Here is an 8,268-nt window from a genome sequence, read left to right as displayed (position 1 = left end):
TCCATTTTCAGCGCGACGCGCTTTAGCGGTTGGCGTCGTTGGCTGTCGGCAATCGCGGCCGCAGCCCTACATCTTGTCCGGTCCCGGGTCGCCACCGGCGGCCGTGATTGCGAGCCGGCCCAGATAGTGCGTCCAGCCCTTCTCATGGCTGTCGCAAATCTCTCGGTCGGCAAGGCCGCTGTGGGTGAGCTTGACCCGTGTTCCGCCCGACTCCTCGACGAGATCGATTTCAACAAGGCTCGAACCGGGCGGTGTCCGGCCATTGCCCTCCCAGCCGAAGCTGTAGGCAAGGCGGTGGACGGGTACGACCTCGGTGAATTGGCCGCGTGCCGTGGCTCTTCCTGCCAAATTCAGCAAGTAAAGACCGCCGGGGGTGGGCTCTGCCGTTGCCTCCGTTCCCATCCAGCGCACGATCTTGTCGGGATCTGTCAGGAAGGCGAAGACCGTCGCCGGCGGCGCCGCGATCTGCACCTCGCGACGAACGATCAAGGGTTCAGCCATCGAAAATCTCCCGGGTGCGCGCGCGGCAACTTGGCTCGCCCGACAGGCGGTGCCGGACCAGCGTTTTCGATTCGAAGCTAAATCGCCCTTTCGTTCAACAAAAATCTCCTTGGGTCGATTCGCGCTGGTGACAGCGACGGAACACCGACGCATGATCGTGTCGATGCGGCTTTCTTCAACTCTCGCCTGGCTGGTCGACAGCGCCGGCGGCGCCGTCCAACCGGATGATTTTCTGGCTACGCTCGGCGCGCGGCTGGTTGACGATGGGCTGCCGCTCGCCGGTGGGGCCCTGACGCTCGCCGCGCCGCATCCGATCATAACGCGCCGCGCCTGGCTGTGGCGTGCCGAGACAGGCGTCGTCATGGAGGCGCTGGGTTTTGGCGCCGGCGCGATGCCTGGTGCCGGGGAGGGCGATCTCGGACGCGAATGGCTGGCGGGACTGGGAACCGGTGTTGTGCACGATTACACGGTTGGGCCCGAACGTGAGGATGCGCAATCCGAGAATCCAAAACTGAATTGGGTCGCAACCCGTCCTCTCGCGGAGCACGAATCGAACACACTGGACCAGGTGGCGCGCTTCGCCGCCGCGCCACTTGCCGCTCTCGCCGCCAAGTCGGCACTGTCGGCCCTGCTTCAGGCCTATCTCGGGCAGCGCAGCGCGGCGCAGGTGTTGGCCGGCCGTTCTCGGCGCGAGGTTGGTGAGACGATCCGCGCCGTCCTGCTCTACAGCGATTTGCGCGACTTTACCGCCCTGTCGGAGAAGGCGGAAGCCGAACAGGTCGTGGCAGCGCTCAACGCTAGCTTCGATCGCATCGCCGGCGCCGTTCACGCTTTTGGCGGCGAGGTGCTGAAATTCATCGGCGACGGGGTGCTGGCGATCTTTCCTGTCGGCGAGCGCTCGGCTTCCGAGGCTTGCGAGGCCGCGTTGCGCGCGATCGGAGCGGCGCGGGCGGGAATGGCGCAGCTCAATCAGGTTCGTACCAGACAGGGCATGCCCGAGCTGCAGTTCGGCATGGCGCTGCATCTGGGCGACATGGTGTGGGGCAATGTCGGCACAGCCGACCGGCTCGATTTCACCGCGATCGGCCCGGCCGTGAATCTCGTCAGCAGGCTCGAAGGCCTGTGCCGGCCGCTTGGACGGACTGTGCTGATCTCCGGCGCTGTCGCGGCGGAAATATCAACGCCCCTGGTCCCGCTGGGCGAACACCAATTGCGCGGAATCGCCAGATCGTGCGCCGTCTTCGGCCTATCGGACGGGTGATCCCCCCGTCTATACCAGGAGCGCCCCCAATGATCCTGCTTCGCCCGCCTGTTCAAGCCGAACGCTTTGTTCTATGCCGCAATGCAACCATCTTCGCCCGGCATAGGCGAAAACCGGGATCGAAGACCAATGAATGAAGCAACGCCGCCCAATCGCTGCCGCATCGTGCTGATCGCGCCGCCGCTTGCGACGGCCGAACACATCTGCGCGGCGTTCGAGGGCGGCGACGTCGCTTCGCTGATCCTGCCTGACAACGGCATGGACGATGCCGCCTTCCAGGCTTTCGCCGAGAAGATCGTGCCGGTCGCGCAAGGTGCCGGCATCGCCGTCATCATCGCCGGCGACAGCCGCATCGCCGGCCGCGTCCACGCCGACGGCATCCATGTCGAGGCAAACCGCCGGGAACTCGCCGAGACGATCGAGCGCTTGGCGGACAAGATGATGGTCGGCGCCGGCGGCGCCAAGACACGCGACGACGCGCTGCAGCTCGGCGAGGAGCGGCCCGACTATATGTTCTTCGGCCGCTTCGGCTACGACAACAAGCCGGAGCCGCATCCGCGCAACCTCTCGCTCGGCGAGTGGTGGGCGCAGATGATCCAGATTCCCTGCATCGTCATGGCCGGCTCCGAGCTCGCCTCGGTGGAAACGGTAGCGGCCACCGGGGCCGAGTTCGTGGCGCTCTCCAGCGCCGTTTTCGCCGACGGCACCGATCCGCGCGCGGCGGTCGCCGCCGCCAACGCGCTGCTCGACGAAACCGCGCCGCGCTTCGAGGACTGACGTGGGCTGCCCCCGGCTTTTCTTCGCGGCATTGGCCGCTGCCTTGACGATCCAGACGGCCGCGGCGGCGGGCGCGGAGACCGTGCCGCTGCCGCAGCCCAGGCCGGACACGAGCGCGCCGGATACAAGCGCCCCCAATATTCGCGCCCCGAATACTGGCGCGCCCAGCACAAGCGTCCCGAGTCCTGGCGCGGCGCATATTGGCAAGCCGATCGAGACACCGCTGCCGCAGCCGGCGACGCTCGCGCCGCCATCCGCCGACACCGTCAATCCCGACCGCTTCGGCGCCAAGCCGGCGGACGCCGCCTACGGCGCCTTCCAGCGCGGGCTCTACAAGACCGCCTACAACCTCGCCATGGTCCGGGCCAAGAACGGCGACCCCGCGGCCCAGACGCTGGTCGCCGAAATCCTGTCGCGCGGATTGGGCGTGCCGCTCAACGCGGCCGAGGCCGCGAAATGGTATGGACTTGCCGCCGAGCAGGGCGTGCCGGAGGCGCAGTTCCAGTATGCGCTGATGCTGCTCGACGGGCGCTATGTGAAGAAGGACGACAAGGAAGCCTATGCGCTGATGCAGGCCGCCGCCGAGGCCGGCAACCGCCTGGCGCAGTTCAATTTCGCGCAATTGCTCGTCCAGCAGGATCCAGGCGTCGCCGGCATTGCCAAGGCCGCCGCGTATTACCAGCGTGCCGCCGACACCGGCCTTGCCGACGCCGAATACGCGATGGCGCAAATCTACGCCAACGGCGCCGGCGGCAAACCGCGCGACGACGCCAAGGCACGCGTGCTTCTGGCGCAGGCGGCCCGGCAGAACTACGACACCGCGCAACTTGATCTCGCCGCCTGGATGATCGAGGGGCGCGGCGGCGGGCGCGACCTGAAGTCGGGCTTTGCCTGGATGAGGCGCGCGGCCGAAGGCGGCAATGTCGCCGCCCAGAACCGCCTCGCCAAGCTCTATATGGGCGGCATCGGCACCGACCCGGACCTGATCCTGGCCGGCGCCTGGTACATCGTCGCCCGCCGCGCCGGGCTGATCGATCCTGAGATGGACGATTTCCTGCAAGGCCTCGACGACGGCCAGACCAAGCAGGCGTTGCAGAAGGCGAACCGGCTGCCCTGAGGGCGCCTCGCCGCGGCGGCCGACTCCGTGACCGCCACCCTCCCTTGCCTCTCCGGACAATTTGTGGTCTTGGAGGCGCCAAAGCGCGATCTGCGCGGAAAAATCTCATTCCGGATCAGTTCATCATGGCCAAGATCAGTGGCAGCGAAATCCGTCCCGGCTATGTCATCGAGCACGATGGCGGCCTGTGGGTGGCCGTCAAGACCAACACCGTCAAGCCCGGCAAGGGCGGCGCCTACAACCAGGTCGAGCTGAAGAACCTGATCAACGGCACCAAGCTCAACGAGCGCTTCCGCTCGGCCGAGACCGTCGAGCAGATCCGGCTCGATCTGAAGGACTTCTCCTTCCTCTACGAGCAGGGCGACGCGCTGGTGTTCATGGATACCGAAAGCTACGAGCAGCTCGAACTGCCGAAGGATTTTGTCGACGAACGCGCCGCTTTCCTTCAGGACGGCATGATGGTGACGGTGCAGCTCTATGAGGAACGGCCGATCGGCATTTCGCTGCCCGATCAGGTGACGCTGACCATCACCGAGGCCGATCCGGTGGTGAAGGGTCAGACGGCGGCCTCCTCCTACAAGCCGGCGGTGCTGGAAAACGGCGTCCGCGTGCTGGTGCCGCCCTTCATCTCGGCCGGCGAGCGCATCATCGTCGACACCAACGAGATCACTTACGTGCGGCGCGCCGAGTAGACGGCCAGCAACAGGAAGAAAAAGTAATGGCACGCTCCGCGATCCTCAATGTCATGGTCCAGGCCGCGATGAAGGCCGGCCGCTCGCTGTCGCGCGATTTCGGCGAGGTGCAGAACCTGCAGGTCTCGATGAAGGGACCGGGCGACTATGTCAGCCAGGCCGACCGCAAGGCGGAGGAAATCGTCTTTGCCGAACTGTCCAAGGCCCGCCCCGGCTACGCTTTCCTGATGGAGGAGCGCGGCGCCGTCGCGGGCGAGGATGACCAGCATCGCTGGATCGTCGACCCGCTCGACGGCACCACCAACTTCCTGCACGGCATCCCGCTCTTCGCGGTATCGATCGCACTCGAGCGCCAGGGGCAGATCGTCGCCGGCGTCGTCTACAATCCGGCGATGGACGAGCTCTACACCGCCGAGCGCGGTGGCGGCGCGTTCATGAACGACCGCCGGCTGCGGGTCGCCGGCCGCGCCAAGCTTACCGATGCCGTAATCGGCTGCGGCGTGCCGCATCTCGGGCGCGGCCAGCACGGCAATTTCCTGATCGAATTGCGCAATGTCATGGCCGAGGTCTCCGGCGTTCGCCGCCTCGGCTCCGCCTCCCTCGATCTCGCCTACGTCGCCGCCGGCCGCATGGACGGGTTCTGGGAAGTGGGCCTGTCCGCCTGGGATATCGCCGCCGGCCTGCTCCTGATCCGGGAGGCGGGCGGCTTCGTCTCCGACTTCGAAGGCGGACAGGATATGCTGGAGCGCGGCTCTGTCGTCGCCGGCAACGAGGGCATCCAGCGCGCTCTGCTCAAGACCGTGAAGAAGCCGCTCGCATCCCGCTGACAGGCAATTCGTGTCGACGGGCACGGCGCGTTGAAGCGCCCCTTTGCGCGTCGAAAGGCCGCGCGGCTGTAGTCGCAAAACCGCAACCGAAGCTTGAAATACTGGTCCGCGACTGCCCAGATAGGGGGCTTGCAGGATCATTCATGAGCGACGCGCGGCCAGACTCCCAGATCAAAATCGGGACCCAGATTGAAATCCCCTTCGTGGGTCGCTGGCATTACTCGCGCGCCGAGATGATCGCCGACGGCATTGTCCATGCCGTGGGCATCGTGCTGGCGATCGCGGCCGGCTCGGCCTTCCTGGCTTTAGCCGCCTTCCATTCCGGTCCCGGTGAATATGTCGCCGCGGTCTTCTACGTCGTGGCGCTGCTCACCGTGCTGTCGGTGTCGCTGGCCTACAATCTGTGGCCGATATCGTGGCCGGCGAAATGGATATTGCGCCGCTTCGACCACGCTGCGATCTATCTTCTGATCGCCGCCACCTATACGCCTTTCCTCGCCCAACTCCACGGCTCGCCGCTGACCGTGCCCATGATCATCGTCGTTTGGACGGCGGCAGTGATGGGGATCGCAATCAAGATGTTCCTGCCCGGGCGCTACGACCGCCTGGCGATCGTCTTCTACCTCGCCATCGGCTGGAGCGGCATCGCACTGGCCGGACCGCTGGTCGAGACCCTGCCGACAGCTTCGATCGTGCTGCTCGTCGCCGGCGGCATCGTCTATTCCTTGGGTGTCATCTTCTTCGCCTGGAAAGGCCTGCGCTTCCACAATGCCGTCTGGCACGGTTTCGTCGTCACCGGCGCCGGGCTGCATCTGGCCGCCATGGTCGACTGCCTGGTGATCAGCCGGTTCTGAGCGCCAATGCATGTCGCCCAAAGTGCGCAGCGGTTTTGGGAGAACGACATGCATCAAACAAAGATTTAAAGCGCGTCGCCCGAATACCTTTCGGCGCGACGCGCTTTAGGCTGCGGCGATATTGCCAAGCGCCATTCAATTTGGTCACAATTCCGTTTAGAGTTGCGACAAATTCGCGGCGGTGGCATCGGAAACGGGGCACGGATGGCTTTTCTCAGATCCTTCGGCAGGCGCTCGGATGTCCTGGTCTACGATCCGCACAAGCTGTCGAGCCCGCAGGTCTTCCTGCTCACCATGGTGATCTTCCTGGTCATCGTCGCTTTCATCGCCGCCATCCTCACCCGCCAGATCTCGAGAGCCTTCTCCAGCAATCCCGGCCTCAACGGGCTGATCATCGGCGTGCTCGCGGTCGGCATCCTGCTCGCCTTCGTCCAGGTCGGCCGGCTGTTCCGCGAGGTGCGTTGGGTCAATTCCTTCCGTGCCGGCTCCGAGACCACCGAGCCGGTGCTGCTGGCGCCGATGAAGGCGATGATCGGCCGCTCGTCGACGATCGCGTTCTCGACCTCGTCGATGCGCACCATGCTCGATTCCATCGCCACCCGCCTCGATGAAACCCGCGACACCTCGCGCTATCTCGTCGGCCTCCTGATCTTCCTCGGCTTGCTCGGCACCTTCTGGGGCCTGCTCAACACCATCGCCTCGATCCGCGAGACCATCGAGGCGCTCGATCCCGGCAGCGGCGACGCCGCAGCCGTGCTCGAGGCGCTGAAGCAGGGCCTTTCGGCGCCGCTCGCCGGCATGGGCACGGCCTTCTCGTCCTCTCTGTTCGGTCTCTCCGGCTCGCTGGTGCTCGGCTTCCTCGATCTGCAGGCCGGCCGCGCCCAGACCCGCTTCTACACCGAGCTCGAGAACTGGCTGTCCTCGGTCACCGACCTATCGTCCGACATCGTCGTCTCGGATTCGGCCCGCGCCGAACCGTCGGAGGAGATCCGCCTGCTGTCGGAGCGGCTGCGCAGCCTGCAGGAGAATGGCGGCGGCTCCAATCCGCGCGTCGCCACCGCCATGGCCAACCTCGCCGACGGCATCTCCGGCCTGGTCAAGAACATGCGCTCCGAGCAGCAGATCATGCGCGACTGGGTCGAGGCGCAGTCCGACGAGCAGAAGGCCATGCGCAACACCCTGGAAAAGATCGCCGACGCGCTGAAGAAGCAAGGGGTCCACTGACGTGGCGCTGGCAAGACGGCGCGCCGACCGCCGCATCGACTACTGGCCGGGCTTCGTCGACGCGCTGTCGACGCTGCTTTTGGCGATCATGTTCCTGCTCACCGTCTTCGTGCTGGCGCAGTTCCTGCTCAGCCGCGAAATTTCCGGCAAGGACACGGTGCTCAACCGCCTCAACTCGCAGATCAACGAACTGACCCAGTTGCTCGCGCTGGAGCGCTCGAACAGCCAGGACAAGGAGGATACGCTCGCCAACCTGCAGGCTTCGCTGTCGGCGGCGGAAGCGGAAAAGAGCCGTCTGCAGCAATTGCTTGACCAAGGCGCCGGCGCCGGCGATGCGGCCAACAAGCGCGCCGAAGCGCTGTCCGGCGAGCTCAGCAACCAGCGGCAGATCAGCCAGCAGGCGCTGAGCCAGGTCGAGATCCTCAACCAGCAGATCGCGGCGCTGCGCAAGCAGATCGGCGCGCTCGAGGACGCGCTCAACGTCTCCGAGCAGCGCGATCGCGACTCCAACACCAAGATCGCCGACCTCGGCCGCCGCCTGAACGTAGCGCTTGCGCAGCGCGTCCAGGAGCTCAACCGCTACCGCTCCGATTTCTTCGGCCGGCTGCGCGAGATCCTCGCCGACCGCGAGAACATCCGCATCGTCGGCGACCGCTTCGTCTTCCAGTCGGAGGTGCTGTTTCCGACCGGCTCCGAGGTGATCAACGATGCCGGCAAGGTCGAGATGAAGAAGCTCGCCGACGCCATCATCGAATTGCAGAAGGAAATCCCGCCGGAGATCAGCTGGGTGCTGCGCGTCGACGGCCACACCGACAACAAGCCGCTGTCCGGTACCGGACGCTATCGCGACAACTGGGAACTTTCGACGGCGCGCGCGACCTCGGTGGTGAAGTTTTTGATAGAGAACGGCGTGCCGGCCAACCGGCTGGTCGCCGCCGGCTTCGGCGAGTTCCAGCCGCTCGATCCGGCAGCTACGGATGAGGCGCGCAGCAAGAACCGCCGTATCGAACTGCAG

9 protein-coding genes are annotated in these 8,268 nt (G+C 65.7%); 8 read left to right on the top strand and 1 reads right to left on the bottom strand.

Going from position 1 to position 8,268, the window contains the following annotated elements; genetic code table 11:
* Positions 1-66 precede the first annotated feature (66 nt).
* A complete protein-coding gene (locus tag EOA29_RS17435) occupies positions 67-501 on the bottom strand; it encodes an SRPBCC domain-containing protein (RefSeq protein WP_127221200.1) in 435 nt (144 codons plus the stop codon).
* Between the two features lie 163 nt (positions 502-664).
* Here EOA29_RS17435 and EOA29_RS17430 point away from each other — a divergent pair, with 163 nt between their 5' ends.
* The 8 genes from EOA29_RS17430 to EOA29_RS17395 form a co-directional block, all read left to right on the top strand.
* Positions 665-1,762 (top strand): adenylate/guanylate cyclase domain-containing protein, encoded by a 1,098-nt coding sequence (locus tag EOA29_RS17430; protein WP_127221201.1) that lies wholly within the window; start codon positions 665-667, stop codon positions 1,760-1,762.
* Positions 1,763-1,891: 129 nt separating this feature from the next.
* Positions 1,892-2,539, top strand: coding sequence for a thiamine phosphate synthase (locus EOA29_RS17425; RefSeq protein WP_127221199.1), 648 nt, complete (start codon positions 1,892-1,894; stop codon positions 2,537-2,539).
* A gap of 43 nt (positions 2,540-2,582) precedes the next feature.
* Positions 2,583-3,656, top strand: a complete 1,074-nt coding sequence (locus EOA29_RS17420; protein ID WP_245464850.1) for a tetratricopeptide repeat protein — start codon at positions 2,583-2,585, stop codon at positions 3,654-3,656.
* Between the two features lie 125 nt (positions 3,657-3,781).
* Entirely contained in the window at positions 3,782-4,348 is a 567-nt protein-coding gene (gene efp / locus EOA29_RS17415; protein ID WP_126091431.1) for an elongation factor P, read from the top strand.
* A gap of 26 nt (positions 4,349-4,374) precedes the next feature.
* Positions 4,375-5,175, top strand: coding sequence for an inositol monophosphatase family protein (locus tag EOA29_RS17410; RefSeq protein ID WP_126091430.1), 801 nt, complete (start codon positions 4,375-4,377; stop codon positions 5,173-5,175).
* Between the two features lie 143 nt (positions 5,176-5,318).
* Complete coding sequence (locus tag EOA29_RS17405; protein WP_126091429.1) at positions 5,319-6,029, top strand: hemolysin III family protein; 711 nt, start codon at positions 5,319-5,321, stop codon at positions 6,027-6,029.
* A gap of 204 nt (positions 6,030-6,233) precedes the next feature.
* A complete protein-coding gene (locus tag EOA29_RS17400; RefSeq protein WP_126091428.1) occupies positions 6,234-7,253 on the top strand; it encodes a MotA/TolQ/ExbB proton channel family protein in 1,020 nt (339 codons plus the stop codon).
* Between the two features lies 1 nt (position 7,254).
* A partial coding sequence (locus EOA29_RS17395) for a peptidoglycan -binding protein (protein WP_127221198.1) occupies positions 7,255-8,268 on the top strand: 1,014 nt, incomplete at its 3' end.

The sequence above is a fragment of the Mesorhizobium sp. M1E.F.Ca.ET.063.01.1.1 genome (assembly GCF_003998155.1).
GTDB lineage: Bacteria > Pseudomonadota > Alphaproteobacteria > Rhizobiales > Rhizobiaceae > Mesorhizobium.
This window is presented reverse-complemented; position numbering and strand designations above follow the sequence as displayed.

Bases quoted from the DNA above. Each gene is read 5' to 3' on its own strand.
- EOA29_RS17435 (WP_127221200.1), bottom strand. From the start codon at position 501: ATGGCTGAACCCTTGATCGTTCGTCGCGAGGTGCAGATCGCGGCGCCG.
- EOA29_RS17430 (WP_127221201.1), top strand. From the start codon at position 665: ATGCGGCTTTCTTCAACTCTCGCCTGGCTGGTCGACAGCGCCGGCGGC.
- EOA29_RS17425 (WP_127221199.1), top strand. From the start codon at position 1,892: ATGAATGAAGCAACGCCGCCCAATCGCTGCCGCATCGTGCTGATCGCG.
- efp (WP_126091431.1), top strand. From the start codon at position 3,782: ATGGCCAAGATCAGTGGCAGCGAAATCCGTCCCGGCTATGTCATCGAG.
- EOA29_RS17410 (WP_126091430.1), top strand. From the start codon at position 4,375: ATGGCACGCTCCGCGATCCTCAATGTCATGGTCCAGGCCGCGATGAAG.
- EOA29_RS17405 (WP_126091429.1), top strand. From the start codon at position 5,319: ATGAGCGACGCGCGGCCAGACTCCCAGATCAAAATCGGGACCCAGATT.
- EOA29_RS17400 (WP_126091428.1), top strand. From the start codon at position 6,234: ATGGCTTTTCTCAGATCCTTCGGCAGGCGCTCGGATGTCCTGGTCTAC.